Origin of the sequence: Amycolatopsis sp. NPDC004625, assembly GCF_040609695.1 — a bacterium.
In the GTDB taxonomy this organism is placed as follows: Bacteria; Actinomycetota; Actinomycetes; order Mycobacteriales; family Pseudonocardiaceae; genus Amycolatopsis.
The window spans coordinates 1-15180 of the sequence record NZ_JBEXKX010000047.1 but is presented as its reverse complement, the minus strand read 5'-3'; the positions used below and the strand labels follow the sequence as shown (position 1 = coordinate 15180).

The following is a 15180-nucleotide window of genomic DNA, read 5'->3' as shown; positions in this document are numbered from 1 at the left end:
ACCCGGACGGCGGTACGGGCGTGCGCGTGGTGTTCCGCTGGTGCTAAACATGCAGACGGGTCGAGGCGGGTACGTCGAGGCCGGTGCGGGCGCGGAGCCGCCGGCCGGTGCCGGGAACGAGGCGTGATGGAGCAGGGTGTGGACTTCGCCGCCGTGTTCCTGGCGGGCCCGTCGCCGATGGCCGTGCTGTCGCGGGACCTGGTCTTCGTCGCGGTCAACGACGCCTACCTGGCGGTCTCCGGCCGCAGCCGCGAGGAGCTGGTCGGGCAGGACGTCTTCACCGCCTTCCCCGACAACCCCGACGACCCGCAGGGCGCCCGGACCCTGCGTGCGTCGCTGGAGCGCGTCCTGGCGACCGGGCAGCGGCACGTCATGCCGCTGCAGCGCTACGACGTGGCCGTCGCCGGGCAGCCCGGGGTGGTCGAGCAGCGCTTCTGGAGCACGGTGAACGGCCCCGTGCCCGGCGAGGACGGGACCGTGCGGTGGATCCTGCACCGCGTGGAAGAGGTGACCCACTTCCTGGAACGGCTGCCGTCGAACGACGCCGGGACCGGTGAGCGGCAGGCGATGCAGGCGGAGGTCTTCGCCCGCAGCCAGGAACTGCACCAGGCCAACGAACAGCTGGCCGCGTCCGTCGCCGTCACCGCCGCGGTGCTCGCCGACGCGCCGGCCGAGGACGTGCTGGAGCTCATCGCGGCCCGGGCGCGCTCGATCGCCGGGGTCGACCAGACGCTCGTCCTGGTGCCCGACGGCGGCCGCGAACACCTGGTCGTCGCCGCCTCGGCGGGCGCACAGGCCGGCGCCTACCGCACCCTGCGGCTGCCGCTGGCCGGCGGGCCGGGCCCGGAGCCGCTGAGCGTGCGGGTCTTCCGGACCGGCCGCTCGGTGATCAGCGAAGACGCGTCGCCGGCCGCGCGGGAGGCGGGGCTCGAGGTGGCCGTCGGGGCCGCTTTGGGGGTGCCGCTGGGGCCACCGGACGCCGTGCGCGGGGTGCTGGCCGTGGTCAACGCGCCGGGCCACGCGATCACCCCGACCGGCGTCGTCCGGACGCTGGAGCTGTTCGCCGCCCAGGCCGCGATCGTCCTGGAACTGGCGGAGCGGCGCCGGGACGCCGTGCTCCTGTCGGTGCTGGACGACCGCGAGCGCATCGCGAGCGAGCTCAACACCGCGGTCGTCGGCCGGCTTTCGACGATCGCCACGGGGCTGACCGGCGCGCTCAAGATCATCGCGCGGGAAGATGCCGCGCGCCGGGTGCGCGATGCCGCGCGGGCGGTGGACGAGGTCGTCCAGCAGCTGGCGTCGACGGTGTTCGCGATCCACACCGAACCCGCGCGCGAGCGGGCGCTGCACCGCCGCATCCAGGACCTCGTCGACGCGGCGGCGGAAACCTCGGACGTCGCGATGACGTCCCGGCTCGACAGCCGCCTCGACACCGCCCTGCGCGGGCCGGTCCGCGACCGGCTGATGGCGGTCCTGGACGCCGCGCTGGCGGGAGTCGCCCGCCGGTCCGGAGCCCGCCACGTGACCGTAACGGTCGAACTGCGGCCGAGGTGCCTCTTCGCCCAGATCGAAGACGACGGCGCCCCGGCATCCCCGGACGAGGACCTGGCCGGCGCGGCCGGTCCGGGCGGCTCCCTCACGGTCACGCCCCGGCCGGCCGGGGGCACGATCGTCACCTGGCAGGTCCTGCTGCCCGGCGACGTCTCGGCGGGGCTTTAGCCCGCGAGGACCGGCGGTCACCGCGATCGGGGACCTACGGCCGGGAGGTGAACCGGTCCGGTGGCAGCAGAACGTCGGCCGGCCGCGGTGCGGACCGGGTGCCGAAGTCCCGGAGGATCCAGTCGCCGCGAACGGCGTGCGATTGGTGTGGCGCCGCGGGATCGCGTCGGCCGGACGACGGCCAGCAGGTCCGGCTCGTCGCGCCGGGGCAGCAACGTCGTGGCCGGGTGGGCACCGCGGCACCGATCACGGACCTGACCTGGTCGGAGTCCAGCAGGCCGATCGGCGTGATGGCTGACGTCATGGTTCCCTGCGGCGCGGCCCACTGTGGATCGGATGGCTCGAGGCGAGGAGCTCGCAGGGGCGCCGAAGTCGGGAGAGCACAAGGTCACCAGTGGTCGCTGGAGCGGGCCGTTCCGGTGCACACAACAGAAAGGCGCCCGCCGGTCGGCGGGCGCCCTGGGGTGGGGTGTTCAGCGCAGCCACTTGCGGTCGCCGGTGAGGCCGGCCCAGCGGCGGCCGAACCCCCACGTGTTCCCGGCCGCACGAGCCGCCCGCTCTGGTGCCGAAGGTCCTCATCCCGGGAGCCCTTCGGCGTCGATGTGGCCCTCGGCCGGGTGGAACGACCGCTCAGGCGCCGAGGGAGAGGCCCAGTTCGCGTCCGCGTATCCGCAGCTCCTCGCGGGCGTCGGGGTGCGCGACCCGGTCCACGATCTGCCGGGCCTGCTCGTCCGCGTCGCGGCCCCAGATCGTCGCGACGCCGTGTTCGCTGACCAGGAAGCTGTGCTGGAACGAGGTGACCGGGCCGGTCAGCCGCGGCACGATCGTCGACACGTCGGCCTTGGGGTGCCAGGACGGCAGGGCGATGATCGCCCGCCCACTCGGCGAGTGCAGTGCGCCGACCACGAAGTCCGTCTGCCCGCCGAAGCCCGAGTAGATCGTTCCGCGCACGCGGCTGGCGTTGGCCTGGGCGAACAGGTCGACCTCGAGAGCGCTGTTCACCGAGACCAGGGCGCGCTGCCGGGCGATCACCGCCGGGTCGTTCGTCTTTTCGGTCCGCAGCAGCCGGACTCGCGGGTTGCGGTCGACCCACTTGTACAGCTCCGGGCTGCCGAACACGAACGACGCCGTCACCGGCTCGGCCGGGTCGAGCACACCGGCGCGGTCGAGGGTCAGCACGCCGTCGCTGAACATCTCCGACCACACCGCGAGCCCGGCGTGGCCGGTCAGCGCCGCCAGGGTCGCGTCGGGGATCCCGCCGATGCCCAGCTGCAGCGTCGAACCATCGGCGACGAGATCCGCCACCCGCGCGCCGATGGTGCGGGCGGTGTCGCCCAGCGCCCGCAGCGCCGGCGAGGGCAGCGGCTCCTCGGCTTCGAGCGCGTAGTCGATCTCGTCGACCGGCAGCACGCCGTCGCCGTAGGTGAACGGCATGTGCGGGTTGAGCTGGGCGATGACAAGGCCGCCGCGAGCGCGGACGGCTTCGATCGCGGCGGGCAGGATGTTGACTTCGGTGCCCAGCGACACCACCCCGTCGACCGGTGGCGTGGTGTGCACCAGCACGACGTCCGGCGGCAGCCCCTGCTTGAGCAGCTGCGGCACGAGCGACAGCCGGGACGGGAAGTACCGCAGTGCGGCGCGGCCCCGCATCCCCGGCCCCACGAAGGGGGTCTCGAGCAGCACACCCGGCCGCGTGGGCAGCCCCAATTGCGCGTTCAGCGCGAACAGCCGGTACTCCGCCACGGCCGTGTCCAGCACGGCCAGCGCCCGCGCCGGCGTCGCGAAGTTCCCGCTGACCACCACCCGCGGCGCTGCCGGCACCCGGGCCAGTACCGCCGTCAACCGGCTCTCGGACACGATCCGCATCAGGACCCGGCCCGCCGTTCTGCACCGCTTCGCGCCACGCCGCTTCCTCCGGATCCGTCGCCTGGTTCCGATCATGCCCGTCCGAGGTGTCCGGCGCCGCACCGGGTGTCCGCCTCGGGCGGGTGGTGACTCCGGCGCCGGCATGATCGCGATCCGGGTCCTTCTTCCTCCCACACGGTGACTTTCCGCCCTCCGGAACGACGCCGCCGAAGAGAATCGTGAAAGGCGAGGGACGGCCCGCGGCCCCCGAGCACTCCCGGAGCGGGCACCCTCGCGCAGGACGGTGGTGGTGGCCCGGGGCGCGTCCCCTTCCCCCTGCTCGCCACCCGGCCACCACTACCGGGCCTGTGTCGCTCCCGGTCCCCGGGGGCGGGCGCCCGGGGTCCAGGCCGTGCCCGGTCCACTTCGGATCCCGACAGGAGACGACGATGCGCAAGTACGTGTACGACTTCGCCGAGGGCAACCGCGCCATGGCGGAGCTGCTCGGTGGCAAAGGGGCCAACCTCGCCGAGATGACGGTGCTGGGGCTGCCGGTGCCGCCGGGGTTCACGATCACCACCGAGGCGTGCCGGGCCTACCTGACCACCGGAGCTCCGCCGGAGGAGCTGGCCGGGGAGGTGGAGCAGCACCTGCACGCGCTGGAGCGGGCGATGGGCCGCAAGCTCGGGCAGGTGGACGGGCCGCTGCTGGTCTCGGTCCGCTCCGGCGCGCGGTTCTCGATGCCGGGGATGATGGACACCGTCCTCGACATCGGGCTGACCGACGACTCGGTGGCCGGGCTCGCCTCCTGGTCCGGGGACGAGCGGCTGGCGTGGGACTCCTACCGTCGGTTGGTGCAGATGTTCGGCACGACGGTGCTGGGCGTCGACGCCGCCCACTTCGCCGACGCGTTGCGGGCGGCGAAGCAGGCCAAAGGCGTCACCGGCGATCTGGAGCTGGACGCCGAAGACCTGCGTGCGCTGACCGTCGCGTTCAAGGACATCGTCCGGGAGCAGGCGGGCCGTGAGTTCCCGCAGGACCCGCGGGAGCAGCTGGACCTGGCGATCCGGTCGGTGTTCGAGTCGTGGAACACCGACCGCGCCCACGTGTACCGCCGCGCCGAGCACATCCCGGAAGACCTGGGCACCGCGGTGAACGTGTGCGCGATGGTGTTCGGCAACCTCGGCGAGGACTCCGGCACCGGCGTCGCGTTCACCCGGGACCCGGCCACCGGGGCCCCCGGCGTCTACGGAGACTACCTCGCCGACGCCCAGGGCGAGGACGTCGTGGCCGGCATCCGCAACACCCTGCCCCTGCACCGGCTCGCCGAACTGCAGCCGCGGGCCTACGAGCAGCTCATGGCGATCATGCAGACGCTGGAGGAGCACTACCGGGACCTGTGCGACATCGAGTTCACCATCGAGCGGGGCAGGTTGTGGATGCTGCAGACCCGGGTCGGCAAGCGCACCGCGGCCGCCGCGTTCCGCATCGCCGAGGCCCTGCGCGAGGAAGGCGTGATCGACGCCGACGAGGCGTTGCGGCGGGTCACCGGCGCGCAACTGGCCCAGCTGATGTTTCCGCGGTTCGCCGGCAACACCACTGCGCCGGTCGCCGTCGGTGTCGCGGCCTCGCCGGGCGCGGCGGTCGGGGAGGCCGTGTTCGACTCGGCCACCGCGGTCCGCCGGGCCGAGGAGGGCGCAGCGGTCATCCTGGTGCGCAAGGAAACCAATCCCGACGACCTGGACGGGCTCATCCACGCCCGCGGCGTGCTCACCAGCCGCGGTGGCAAGACGTCGCACGCCGCCGTCGTCGCCCGCGGCCTGGGACGGACGTGCGTGTGCGGCGCCGAGTCGCTGACCGTCGATGCCGCGAGCCGCCGGTTCACCACCGCGGACGGCACGGTCGTCGCCGAGGGCGACGTGATCTCGATCGACGGCACCGCGGGCGAGGTGTACCTCGGCGAGCAGGCCGTGGTGCCGTCCCCGGTCGTCGACTACTTCGAAGGCCGCCGTGCGCCCGGGGACGACGCCCTGCTGCAGGCGGTGGACCGGATCATCACGCACGCCGACGCCCGGCGGCGGCTGGAGGTGCGCGCGAACGCCGACACCGCGGAGGACACGCGGCGGGCCCGGCGCCTCGGTGCGACCGGCGTCGGCTTGTGCCGCACCGAGCACATGTTCCTCGGTGACCGGCGGGTGCTGGTCGAACGGCTGATCCTCGCCGAGGGCGAGACGGAGCGCGAATCGGCCCTCGCGGCGTTGCTTCCGTTGCAGCGCGCGGACTTCATGGCGATCCTCGAGGAGATGGACGGGATGCCGGTGACCATCCGGCTGCTGGACCCGCCGCTGCACGAGTTCCTGCCCGACCGCACCGCGCTGACCGCCGAGGTGGCGGTGGCCCGGGCGCTGCACCGGCCGGACGCGCCGGAACGGCTGCTGCGCGCGGTGGAACGGCTGCACGAGCAGAACCCGATGCTGGGCACCCGCGGGGTCCGGCTCGGACTGGTCGTGCCGGGCCTGTACGAGATGCAGGTGCGGGCCATCGCCGAAGCTGCCGCGGCCCGGGTCCGGGCGGGCGGCAACCCGCGCGTGGAGATCATGATCCCGCTGGTCGGTGACGTGCGGGAGCTGGACATCATGGCCGGCCGGGCCCGGCGGATCATCGACGAGGTCGTCCGCGGCGCGGATTTCCCGTACGGGATCGGCACCATGATCGAGCTGCCCCGGGCGGCGCTGACCGCGGGCCGCATCGCGGGGTCGGCGGAGTTCTTCTCCTTCGGCACCAACGACCTGACCCAGACCGTGTGGGGTTTCTCCCGCGACGACGTGGAAGCCGCGTTCTTCCCGGTCTACGTCGCCGAAGGCGTGTTCCCGGTGTCGCCGTTCGAGACGATCGACCGGGACGGCGTCGGCAAGCTCGTCGCGGAGGCGGCCGCGGCGGGCCGGGCCGCTCGCCCGGACCTCGTCCTGGGCGTGTGCGGCGAACACGGCGGCGATCCGGCGTCGATCGGGTTCTTCCACGAGGTGGGCCTCGACTACGTGTCCTGTTCGCCCTTCCGCGTGCCGGTCGCCCGGCTCGAGGCCGGCCGTGCTGCCGTCGGCCGGGCCGACAGCGCCGTCGACAACCGCTGAGAACCGAGACCTGTTGCTCCCGAGGGATGCGACGAACGGACAGACAGGAGTGTCTGTGACGGCCACGAGACCCGGCCCGATCGCCATCCGGCGCGCCGTCGCGATCAACGACCGGGGAACGAGTGCCGGCTGGATTGTCAACGGCGCCGGGACAGTGGTGGTCGGGTTCTCCCAGGGAGCGGACAGCCGACCCCACGCGATGCGCTGGGACGGCGGGGACCGGATCGTCGAACTCGGCAGCATCGCCGGGCGTCGTCGGAAACGGTGGTGGCGGCCGGGCGGCGAGGGGAGGGGAGGCCACTCCTGAACCACCACCACCGTTGCGGGAGGGAGGGCCCCCGTTGCGGATCTGCAGGGCCGCGGGCTGCTCCCTCACCTTCGAGGTTCGTCGGCGGCACCGGCGAACGGTGCCAGCAGCTCGCGCAGCTCGTCCGCCGTCAACCGGCCGTGGGGGCGACGAGGGCCGGCCGGCGGCGGATCGGTGTGGTCGAGCCCCAGCATCGCCAGCAGCTCGGCCTCGTCGTCAGTGTCGCGTGCGTGCCGCTGCACTGTGCGGATGGCACGCCTTCGTTGCTCCGGTGAAGGCCGGCCGGACCCGGTGGTCCCGAGCATCGCGCCCCTCCTCTGCCGATGCGGGCGGTTCAGTCCTGCGGGTCGGAGACGTCGAGCCGGTAGCCGGGGACGAGCCGGGCGTGGCCCGGGGTGAACTCGACCCAGACCGAGCCCGGGCGGAGGTCGGGGTCCCGGCCGACCACGACGCCGGTCCGTCCGTCGAACCGGCCGCCGTGGGCGCGCACGCGCAGCCCGCTGGGGAACCCGCCCGCACGGGCGGGCCCGGGATCGTTCTCCTGGTGGAGGAAACCCATCTCACTTCCCCTTTCCCTCGCCGGCCGGCAGCCGCAGGTAGCGGTCGATGCCGAAGCGGCACCAGGCCTGGGCGTAGGCGGGGGAAACCTGGGTGAAGGCCTCGCCCGCGTCGATGATCCGGGGCTCGGTCACCACGGTTGTTCTCCCTGTGCGGTCAGGTGGTGGCGAGCCGGTGGTGGTACTTGGGTGGCGCTGGGAGGGGTTCCAGGACGTGCCCCAGGCGGCGCCGCGGCGCGGGCGGCAGGGGCTCGGACCCGGGTGGTGCCCACCCGATCCGCAGCAGCACCTGGGGATGCGCTGACCGGCTGTGGGCGGACGCTTCGAAGCCGTCCCATGAAGCGGGGAGCGGACAGGACGCGAGCCCGAGCGCGGTCGCGGAGAGCAGGACCGCGCTGGTCGCCTCGCCCGCGCGCACCAGGGCCGTCCGGTCGTCGGTGGCCGTGGCCAGCAGGAGCACTTCGCCGCCCGTTCGGAGCGCGAGCGGCCGGGTGCGGAGATCGCTCGGCCGGCCGGCCCGGATCGACTCCGTCACCACGGCCAGCCTGGCGTCCTCGCAGGCCGCCGCGCGAGCCAGCGCGTCGAGGTGCTCGCGGGGCACCGGCCACGCCGCGGGTGGGCGCCGGTCGGTGCGGCGGCGGGGGATGGCGGCCGCCAGGGCGGTCGTTTCCGCCGTCGGCCGCCCGGCGGGGTGCGGAGTCACCACGGCCAGGTGCGTGGCGTCGTCCGGGTCCGGCAGCCGCTGGACTTCGGTGTCCCAGCCCAGTGCGGCGAAGGCCACCCGGACGTGGTGCAGGGCCGCGCCGCAGCCGAGCAGCACGTCCCGTTCTCCGAGGTCAGGCTCGGACGCCGGGCGGTCCACGTCCGCGAAGAGGTGCAGGGTGCTGTACCCGATCCGCCAGCACCACGGCTGGGCGTTGCCCGCGGACGGGGCACGCAACGCGAGCGCCACCGCGGCCTCCACGGTGGCGGTGTCCGGAATTCGTCGGTTCATCGGTTCGCCTCCGGTTCCCACGGTGGCACCGGGCCGCGGTGCGCCGGGAGAGCCGGAGGACCTCGTCCGGCGGGCCTTCGGGACATCGTCGCCGCCGTGCCGGCCCAGCGCCTCGTGGGCGAGTTCGACTGGAAGCGTGCCAGGGTGCCACGCACAAGCTGGAGAGCGTGCTGGAGAGCAGGTACGGCCGGGCCCGGCACCACAAGGGCGGGGCCACCATCCGGCGGCCGCGCGCGAACCGCTAGCGTCCGCGCCGGCCGCCCCGCGAGCGGACGTGCCGGCCGAGCCGGAAGCCGGTCCGGGCGACGGTGTTCGCGACCGGGACCGCCCGGTTCACGGCGGCCCCGGTCCGGTCGCGTCGCCGGCGTCCGCCCGCAGGGTGATCCGCCGCCCGTCGATCCGGTCGAGGCCGATCCGCAGCAGGCGGTCGCGCGGCGGCGGCGCCCACGAACGCAGGCCGGGGCCGAACTGGGCCGCCACGGTCGCGACGTCGGTGACCAGGCAGGCCACGCCGGTGACGATCACGCTCCAGCCGGTGTGGTCGCCGGAGTCGTAGGCGTCGGCTTCGAACGTGACCACCTGGCCGCCGATCCGGTCGGCCCAGGAGTTCCGGCCGGAGCGCAGCCAGACCGCGTCGGCGGTGACGGTGAAGTTGACCGGCCGGATCACCGGCTGCCCGTCGCGGACGAAGGCGACCCGGCCGAGCGGGACCGAGGCGAGCAGCGCGCGGCAACGGTTGTGGCTCAACGCGTGGATCTGTGAGGTGCTCATGGGTGACGTCCTGGGCTGGCGGGACCGGGTGAACCAGCCCAGGCTGCGCCGGCGGGAAAGGCGTCCCCAGGGGCCGAGGTCACCGGGCGGCGGGACGGAAGTCCACCGGGCCACCACGGCTCCCGCCGGGCAGGGCACGAAGTACCCGCGTCGGTGACCTTCGGCCCTAGGCCCGTTCGCGGCGCCGCCGGTTCAGTGGCCTCCGGGAGGTCCGATGACGAGCGAAGGCACGGTGACGATCGACCTTGCGGGACTCGGCGGGCTGGTGGACGCGCTGATCCTGGACGGCTACCGGGTGATCGGGCCGACCGTGCGCGACGACGCGATCGTGCTGGCCGAGCTGGACTCGGCCGAGCAGCTCCCGGCGGGGTGGGGCGTCACCACGGCACCGGGTCTCTACCGGCTGCGACGGCGTGAAGACCGGGCCGTGTTCGGGCACTCCGCCGGCCCCCAGGGCTGGAAACGGTTCCTCCATCCCCCGCGCCGGAAACTCTTCGAAGCCACCGCGGACGGCCGGTTCACCGCCGGGGAACCGGAGCGCACGCGCTACGCCTTTCTCGGGGTGCGCGGGTGCGACCTCGCCGCGATCGCCGTTCTCGATCGTGTGCTCGGCGGCGGCTCCCACCCCGACGGCTCGTACCGGCGTCGCCGCGCGGAGTTGTTCGTCGTCGCCGCCAACTGCACGGAGCCGGGCGAAGTGTGCTTCTGCGCGTCCATGGGCACCGGGCCCGCCGCCGGCCCCGGGTACGACCTGGGCCTCACCGAGCGCATCGACGAAGACGGGCACCGGTTCCTGGTCGACGTCGGCAGCCCGGACGGCGCCCGGCTGCTGCGCGGGATCACCGCCCGGCCGGCGCGGGGTGCCGAGGTCCGCGCGGCCCGGGAAGACGTCGCCGCCGCGGCGGACCGGATGGGCCGGGCGATGCCGGCCGCGGATCTGCCCTCGGTGATCCGGGAGAGCCGTGAGTCCCCGCTGTGGGAAGAAGTCGCGAGCCGCTGCCTCACCTGCGCCAACTGCACCATGGTCTGCCCGACGTGCTTCTGCACCACCACCGAGGACGTCACCGACCTGTCGGGCGAGCACGCCGAGCGCCACCAGCGCTGGGCGTCCTGCTTCGAGCTCGATTTCTCCTACGTGCACGGCGGCAGTGTCCGGACGTCCGGGTCGAGCCGCTACCGCCAGTGGTTCGGCCACAAGCTCGGCACCTGGCACGAGCAGTTCGGGACGTCCGGCTGCGTCGGCTGCGGCCGCTGCATCGCCTGGTGCCCGGCGGGCATCGACATCACGGAGGAAGCGGCGAAGCTGGCCGGGGGCCGCTCGTGACGGCCGAAGCGATGGTCCCGGTGCCGTACCGGGTCGCCGGCCGGGTCGTGGAGACCGCCGACTCGGTGACCGTCCGGCTGGAGCCCGTCGGCGAACCGGTACCCGAAGCGCGGCTCGGGCAGTTCATGATGCTGTACGCCCCCGGGGTCGGCGAGGTGGCGATCTCGGTCAGCGGACCGGGTCCGATGCACACCATCCGCGCCGTCGGCGCGGTCAGCCGGGCGCTGCACGACCTCACCCCGGGCCGGGTGGTCGGCGTTCGCGGTCCGTACGGCACGAGCTGGGACGTCGAGGGCGCGGCCGGGCACGACGTGGTGATCGTCGCCGGCGGTGCCGGGCTGTGCCCGCTGCGGCCGGTGCTCACGGCGGTGCTGGCCGACCGGGCCCGGTACCACAGGCTGGTCGTCGTGGCCGGCGCGCGGACGCCCGCCGAGTTCGTGTTCCCGCACGAGCTGGAAGCCTGGGCGCGGCGGCACGACGTCGAGGTGCTGCGGACGGTCGATCGCCCGGCGGAGGGCTGGACCGGGCCGGTCGGTTTCGTGACGGAACCGCTGTCGGGGCTGGATCTGGACCCGGGCCGGACCCGCGCGTTCCTCTGCGGCCCGGAGCCGATGATGCGCGCGTGCGCCGAAATCCTGCTGGTGAAGGAAGTCCCCGCCGCGGCGATCCGGGTCTCCCTGGAACGCGCGATGAAGTGCGGCATCGGGCTGTGCGGCCACTGCCAGCTCGGGCCGCTGCTGGTCTGCCGGGACGGTCCGGTCGTGGACTACACCGTCGCGGGCCCGCTGCTCGCCGTGAAGGAGCTGTGATGCCGACACCGACGCTGGCCGTCTGGAAGTTCGCCTCCTGCGACGGCTGTCAGCTGACCCTGCTCGACTGCGAGGACGAGCTGCTGGAGCTGGCCGGCCGGGTGCGAATCGCGCACTTCCTCGAAGCCTTCAGCACGGTGGTGCCCGGGCCCTACGACGTGTCGCTCGTCGAAGGATCCATCACCACCGCCGCCGACCTGCGTCGCATCCAGGAGGTCCGGGCCGCCTCGAAGACCCTGATCACGATCGGCGCCTGCGCGACGGCGGGCGGCATCCAGGCGCTGCGGAACTTCGCCGACGTCCGGGAGTTCGCCTCGATCGTGTACGCGAACCCGCACTATGTCGACACGCTGGCGACCTCGACGCCGGTGGCCGCGCACGTCCCGGTCGACTACGAGCTGCACGGCTGCCCGATCGACCGCGGCCAGCTGCTCGGCACGATCACCGCGCTGCTCGCCGGGCGTGCGCCGGACCTGCCGGACACCAGCGTCTGCACCGACTGCAAGCGCCGCGGGGTCACCTGCGTACTGGTCGCCGGGGGCACGCCCTGCCTCGGCCCGGTGACCCGCGCGGGCTGCGGGGCCCTCTGCCCGGGGGTGGGCCGCGGCTGTTTCGGCTGCTTCGGGCCGATGGCGAAACCCAACACGCCGGTGCTGATCCCGTTGCTGCGGTCACGCGGCCTGAGCGAGGGCGACGTCGACCGCGTCTTCAGCACCTTCACCGTCACGGAAACGCGCCGGGAGGAACCGTGAGCCATCGCAGCCGGCAGCTGAAGGTCAGCTCGCTGGCCCGGGTCGAGGGCGAAGGCGCGCTGCGCGTGCGGGTCGACGGCGGGCGGGTCGAGCGGGCCGAACTGAACATCTACGAGCCGCCGCGGTTCTTCGAGGCCTTCCTGCGCGGCCGGGCGCACACCGAGCCGCCGGACATCACCGCGCGCATCTGCGGGATCTGCCCGGTGGCTTACCAGACCAGCGCGTGCAACGCGATCGAAGACGCTTGTGGCGTCACCCTCGATCCCGGGATCGCCGAGGCGCGGCGGCTGCTCTACTGCGGCGAATGGATCTCCAGCCACGCGCTGCACATCCACCTGCTGCACGCGCCGGACTTCCTCGGCCACCCGGACGCGATCAGCCTCGCCACGCGGCACCGGGACGTCGTCGAACGCGGCCTGGCGCTGAAGAAGGCCGGAAACACCTTGCTCGAGACCATCGGCGGCCGCGCGATCCACCCGGTGAACGTGCGGGTCGGCGGGTTCTATTCGCTGCCCACCCGGGCGGACCTCCGTCCGCTGGCCGAGACGCTGCGGCGGGCGCTCGACGACGCGCTCGCCACCGTGCGGTGGACGGCGGGGTTCGAATTCCCCGAGGTCGAACTGGACCATGACCTGCTGGCCGCGTCCGAGCCCGGCCGGTACGCCATCGCGGACGGTACCCTGCGCACCGCCTCGGGCCCTGCCTTCGCGCCGCGCGAGTTCCCCGAGCACGTCGTGGAAACCCAGGTACCGCATTCGACCGCGCTGCACGCGTCGCTCGACGGCCACCGCTACCTGACCGGGCCGCTCGCGCGCTACACCCTCAACTCGGCCCTGCTGCCGGAGACCGCGCGGCAGGCCGCGGCGGAAGCGGGATTGGGCTCGGTGTGCCGCAATCCGTTCCGCAGCATCCTGGTCCGCGGGGTCGAGATCGTGTACGCGATCGAGGAGGCCCTGCGGATCATCGACGCGTGGGAACGCCCGCCGCGTCCCTCCGTCGAGGTGCCGCCGCGCGCCGGAACCGGCCACGGGATCAGCGAAGCGCCGCGGGGCACCCTGTACCACCGCTACGAGATCGGTGCGGACGGGCTGATCCGCGCGGCGACCATCATCCCGCCGACCTCGCAGAACCAGGCGGCGATCGAAGCCGACCTGCGACGGGTGGTCGAGGACCACCTCGATCTCGGCGACGCCGAGCTGACCGACCTGGCCGAGCGCACGATCCGCAACTACGATCCCTGCATCTCGTGCGCCGCGCACTTCCTGGACATCACCTGGGAGGGCCGGTGACCCGGGCGGTCGTCATCGGTGTGGGCAACGAATACCGGCGTGACGACGGCGTCGCGGTGGCGGTGCTGGCGGCGCTGGACGCGGATCCGATCCCCGGCGTCCGCACCATGCTGTGCGACGGCGAACCGGCCGCCCTGCTCGACGCATGGTCCGATGTGGACACGGCCGTGGTCGTCGATGCCGTGCTCTGCGAGCCCATGACGCCGGGTCGCGTGTGGACGTCCACTGTGGATGGCTGGCCGCCGCGGGCGGTGCCGGCCAGTTCGCACGCCCTCGGCATCCCGGACGCTGTCCGGCTCGGTGCCGCGCTCGGCCGGGTGCCGAAGGAGCTGGTGGTGTACGCGGTCGAGGCGGCCGACCTCGGCCTCGGTACCGGTCTCACCCCGGCCGTGCGGGCCGCGGTGCCCGAGGTCGTTGACGCGGTGCGGAGCAGACTGGCGCAGGGCTGACCGCGGGCACGGACGAGCACGCCGGGTCCCGGCGATGCGCGGCCGGACTTCGCCGGCGGTTCCGATGGGGTTGCCCTGGGCGTCGGCCGGTGCGGCGGTGGCGCACCCGAGAAGCACGACGATCGCCGAGCCGTAGGCGGCGGCCACCGACGGCAGGCGCGTGCCGGTTCCGCCAGGTGTTCCGGTTTCCGTCATGGCTGCCTCCGGTCGCGCGCTCGCCGGGAGCAGGCTGCCTCACAGTGCGGTGGGGCCGGACCGGGCGCAGCTCACCCGCGGGAGGCACCGGGTCCCGCCTGGTCGCCGGGCCGGCCAGGCGAGCGGATTCCCCCGTGCGCCAACGATTCCGGCGGTCCAGGCCAATCAGGGGTCCATTGGCGCGCGGGCCGGTGACGTTCGGCTCCTACCCGACCGGGCGGCCGGTTGCACGCTGGGGGATCGCGCATGTCCGTCTCGACGGAGAGGAGGATCCGCGAGGCGATCGGGGAGTTCGCCGACCGGAACCTGGACACCGGGCTGCTGCTGCGGCTCGACCGCGACGACGAATGCCCGGAGGACCTGGTACGCCGCATGCGCGGAGACGACCTCGGCATCCACCTGCTCTTCGTGCCCGAGGCCTACGGCGGGATGGGGGCGGGGAGCCTCGACGTCTGCCGCGTCTACGAACGCCTGGCCGGGATCGACCTCGGCGCCCTCAAGACCGTGGCCGTTCCGGTGGCCGAGGACGGGCGCGCCGCCGGATACCGGATCACCGGCCGCAAGCAGTGGATCAGCAACGGCGAGTGCGGCCGCCGGATACCGAGCTCGTCCGGCGCGTGCTGCGGCGGGTCCGGCAGCCGGTCCGCGGCAGCTCGTGAACGAGCAGTTCGAGAAGACCGACCGAGTTCACCCGGCTGCAGCGTCCGGCGCGGGTGCGGTGCGGCGGAGCGAGGGCCCGCAGCCGCGTGGGCCGTTCGCCGAGGCCGAACGGTTTCGGCTGGCAGGCGTCCCACCCGGGCCGGTTCCGCTCCGCGGCCACGATTCTCGTCTTTCGCGATTCTCCGCCGGGATTCCCCTCCGTTCGGTGGCTTCGCCGCCCGCGCGGAACTGTCAGCCTGAGCGGGTCGTCCTGGGCTCCACCGCCCTCGGGCTCGGGGTGACGCATGCAGGGAAGCGGGGGCGGCGGCCCCCCCGGGGCCCGCCGCCCCCCGGTCCGGAGTTGTGCGGGGGGGGGGTGGAGGGGCGCGGGGGCTGCTG

At 73.8% G+C, this 15180-nt stretch carries 15 protein-coding genes; 9 read left to right on the top strand and 6 right to left on the bottom strand.

Annotated features, from left to right (window positions below; translation table 11 throughout):
* The first annotated feature begins 126 nt into the window (after positions 1–126).
* Positions 127–1719, top strand: a complete 1593-nt coding sequence (locus tag ABZW17_RS37365) for a PAS domain-containing protein (RefSeq protein WP_354824701.1) — start codon at positions 127–129, stop codon at positions 1717–1719.
* Between the two features lie 630 nt (positions 1720–2349).
* On the opposite strand, the gene ABZW17_RS37360 is transcribed toward ABZW17_RS37365, so the two are convergent.
* Positions 2350–3585: an acetyl-CoA hydrolase/transferase C-terminal domain-containing protein gene (locus tag ABZW17_RS37360; protein ID WP_354824698.1), complete on the bottom strand. Its 1236-nt coding sequence runs from the start codon at positions 3583–3585 to the stop codon at positions 2350–2352.
* A 428-nt stretch (positions 3586–4013) separates the two neighbouring features.
* On the opposite strand from ABZW17_RS37360, the gene ppdK reads away from it, so the two are divergent.
* The gene (gene ppdK / locus ABZW17_RS37355; RefSeq protein WP_354824695.1) at positions 4014–6695 is read left to right on the top strand and encodes a pyruvate, phosphate dikinase; all 2682 of its coding nucleotides are present in this window, start codon (positions 4014–4016) and stop codon (positions 6693–6695) included.
* Between the two features lie 55 nt (positions 6696–6750).
* On the top strand, positions 6751–7002 hold the full coding sequence (locus ABZW17_RS37350; protein WP_354824693.1) for a hypothetical protein: 252 nt from the start codon (positions 6751–6753) through the stop codon (positions 7000–7002).
* Between the two features lie 65 nt (positions 7003–7067).
* On the opposite strand, the gene ABZW17_RS37345 is transcribed toward ABZW17_RS37350, so the two are convergent.
* From ABZW17_RS37345 to ABZW17_RS37325, 5 genes are all read right to left on the bottom strand, one after another.
* Positions 7068–7244, bottom strand: coding sequence for a hypothetical protein (locus tag ABZW17_RS37345; protein WP_354824690.1), 177 nt, complete (start codon positions 7242–7244; stop codon positions 7068–7070).
* A 92-nt stretch (positions 7245–7336) separates the two neighbouring features.
* Positions 7337–7561 (bottom strand): hypothetical protein, encoded by a 225-nt coding sequence (locus tag ABZW17_RS37340; protein WP_354824687.1) that lies wholly within the window; start codon positions 7559–7561, stop codon positions 7337–7339.
* Position 7562: 1 nt separating this feature from the next.
* Positions 7563–7697, bottom strand: a complete 135-nt coding sequence (locus tag ABZW17_RS37335; protein ID WP_354824684.1) for a hypothetical protein — start codon at positions 7695–7697, stop codon at positions 7563–7565.
* 19 nt (positions 7698–7716) lie between these two features.
* Positions 7717–8553, bottom strand: a complete 837-nt coding sequence (locus ABZW17_RS37330) for an NAD(P)H nitroreductase (RefSeq protein WP_354824682.1) — start codon at positions 8551–8553, stop codon at positions 7717–7719.
* Positions 8554–8886: 333 nt separating this feature from the next.
* Positions 8887–9324: a pyridoxamine 5'-phosphate oxidase family protein gene (locus ABZW17_RS37325; RefSeq protein ID WP_354824680.1), complete on the bottom strand. Its 438-nt coding sequence runs from the start codon at positions 9322–9324 to the stop codon at positions 8887–8889.
* Between the two features lie 214 nt (positions 9325–9538).
* On the opposite strand from ABZW17_RS37325, the gene ABZW17_RS37320 reads away from it, so the two are divergent.
* The 6 genes from ABZW17_RS37320 to ABZW17_RS37295 all read left to right on the top strand — a co-directional run bounded on the left by ABZW17_RS37320 (position 9539) and on the right by ABZW17_RS37295 (position 15042).
* Positions 9539–10648, top strand: coding sequence for a 4Fe-4S dicluster domain-containing protein (locus ABZW17_RS37320; RefSeq protein ID WP_354824678.1), 1110 nt, complete (start codon positions 9539–9541; stop codon positions 10646–10648).
* Positions 10645–11457, top strand: coding sequence for an FAD/NAD(P)-binding protein (locus ABZW17_RS37315; protein WP_354824676.1), 813 nt, complete (start codon positions 10645–10647; stop codon positions 11455–11457). The genes ABZW17_RS37320 and ABZW17_RS37315 overlap by 4 nt, the downstream gene beginning before the upstream one ends.
* The gene (locus ABZW17_RS37310; RefSeq protein ID WP_354824673.1) at positions 11457–12209 is read left to right on the top strand and encodes an oxidoreductase; all 753 of its coding nucleotides are present in this window, start codon (positions 11457–11459) and stop codon (positions 12207–12209) included. The genes ABZW17_RS37315 and ABZW17_RS37310 overlap by 1 nt, the downstream gene beginning before the upstream one ends.
* On the top strand, positions 12206–13498 hold the full coding sequence (locus tag ABZW17_RS37305) for a Ni/Fe hydrogenase subunit alpha (RefSeq protein ID WP_354824670.1): 1293 nt from the start codon (positions 12206–12208) through the stop codon (positions 13496–13498). Before ABZW17_RS37310 ends, ABZW17_RS37305 begins: the two co-directional genes overlap by 4 nt.
* Positions 13495–13947 carry a hydrogenase maturation protease gene (locus ABZW17_RS37300; protein ID WP_354824668.1) on the top strand — a complete coding sequence of 151 codons (453 nt, stop codon included), beginning with the start codon at positions 13495–13497 and terminating at the stop codon, positions 13945–13947. The genes ABZW17_RS37305 and ABZW17_RS37300 overlap by 4 nt, the downstream gene beginning before the upstream one ends.
* 441 nt (positions 13948–14388) lie before the next feature.
* The gene (locus tag ABZW17_RS37295) at positions 14389–15042 is read left to right on the top strand and encodes an acyl-CoA dehydrogenase family protein (RefSeq protein WP_354824665.1); all 654 of its coding nucleotides are present in this window, start codon (positions 14389–14391) and stop codon (positions 15040–15042) included.
* The last annotated feature ends 138 nt before the right edge of the window (positions 15043–15180 follow it).

What these genes read in the sequence shown, in the direction of transcription:
- ABZW17_RS37365 (WP_354824701.1), top strand. Translation starts at nt 127, where the DNA reads ATGGAGCAGGGTGTGGACTTCGCCGCCGTGTTCCTGGCGGGCCCGTCG.
- ABZW17_RS37360 (WP_354824698.1), bottom strand. Translation starts at nt 3,585, where the DNA reads ATGCGGATCGTGTCCGAGAGCCGGTTGACGGCGGTACTGGCCCGGGTG.
- ppdK (WP_354824695.1), top strand. Translation starts at nt 4,014, where the DNA reads ATGCGCAAGTACGTGTACGACTTCGCCGAGGGCAACCGCGCCATGGCG.
- ABZW17_RS37340 (WP_354824687.1), bottom strand. Translation starts at nt 7,561, where the DNA reads ATGGGTTTCCTCCACCAGGAGAACGATCCCGGGCCCGCCCGTGCGGGC.
- ABZW17_RS37330 (WP_354824682.1), bottom strand. Translation starts at nt 8,553, where the DNA reads ATGAACCGACGAATTCCGGACACCGCCACCGTGGAGGCCGCGGTGGCG.
- ABZW17_RS37325 (WP_354824680.1), bottom strand. Translation starts at nt 9,324, where the DNA reads ATGAGCACCTCACAGATCCACGCGTTGAGCCACAACCGTTGCCGCGCG.
- ABZW17_RS37320 (WP_354824678.1), top strand. Translation starts at nt 9,539, where the DNA reads ATGACGAGCGAAGGCACGGTGACGATCGACCTTGCGGGACTCGGCGGG.
- ABZW17_RS37310 (WP_354824673.1), top strand. Translation starts at nt 11,457, where the DNA reads ATGCCGACACCGACGCTGGCCGTCTGGAAGTTCGCCTCCTGCGACGGC.
- ABZW17_RS37295 (WP_354824665.1), top strand. Translation starts at nt 14,389, where the DNA reads ATGTCCGTCTCGACGGAGAGGAGGATCCGCGAGGCGATCGGGGAGTTC.